A 925-nucleotide genomic window follows, 5' to 3' on the forward strand; every position below is an offset into this window, starting at 1 on the left:
CTTCGACGCCGCCGCCCGCTTCACCGACCGGCTGCCCGGCGCGCGTACCGAGGTCTTCCTCGACCACGTCCTCGGCCAGGACCTGCCGGCCGACACCCTGGCCGCCAGCGCGGACCGCGGCGAGGCGGTCCGGCTGCTCACCGCCCACGCGGCCAAGGGACTGGAGTGGGACCTGGTCGCCGTCGCCGGGGTCCAGGAGGGGATCTGGCCCGACCTGCGGCTGCGCGGCAGCCTGCTCGGCTCCGAGCGACTGGTCGACGTGCTCGCCGGCCGGGCCGACGGCGCCGGCACCCGGGCCAGCCTGGTCGGCCAGACCTCCGCCCTGCTCGACGAGGAGCGCCGGCTCTTCCACGTCGCGGTGACCCGGGCCCGGCGCCGGCTGCTGGTCACCGCGGTCGCCTCGGCGGCGGTCGGCGGTGACGACCACGAGGAGCAGCCGAGCCGTTTCCTGCACGAGCTGGGCACCACCGAGCCACCCGCGACCGGGGCGGGCGGCCCAGCGCCGACCGACCCGGTGCCCGGCCCGAAGCCGGCCGGCGCGGTGCCCGGTTCGACGCCGGCCGGCCCGGTGCCCGGTTCGACGCCGGCCGGCCCGGCGCGCGGGTCGATGCCGAGCGACTTGACGCCGACCGGATCGAAGGCGACCGGCCGGACGGCGGATCGACCGGGCGACGGCGCGGCAGCGACCGCCCCGGCGGCGGACCGGCCGGGCGACCGTGCCGCGGTGACGAGCCCAGTCGCCGACCGACCGGGCGACGGTGCCGCAGCGACCGCCCCGGACGGGGCCGGTGACCGTGCCGCGGTCACTGGCCGGGTCGCCCCCGACCGGCCGGGCGACGGCGCCGCCCTGACCGCCTCGGCGGCAGCGGCCCGGCCCGGCGCTACCGGGTCGTCGGCCGTGGACGACGACGAGCCCCATCAACCC

Annotated in this window: 1 protein-coding gene; it reads left to right on the top strand. The window is 79.9% G+C overall.

Annotation, left to right across the window (positions count from 1 at the left end):
• Positions 1–925: 3'-5' exonuclease (locus KBX37_RS35145; RefSeq protein WP_305798133.1), on the top strand; the 925-nt coding region annotated here is incomplete at both ends.

This window comes from Micromonospora sp. U56 (assembly GCF_018070095.1).
Classification (GTDB): Bacteria; Actinomycetota; Actinomycetes; order Mycobacteriales; family Micromonosporaceae; genus Micromonospora; species Micromonospora purpureochromogenes.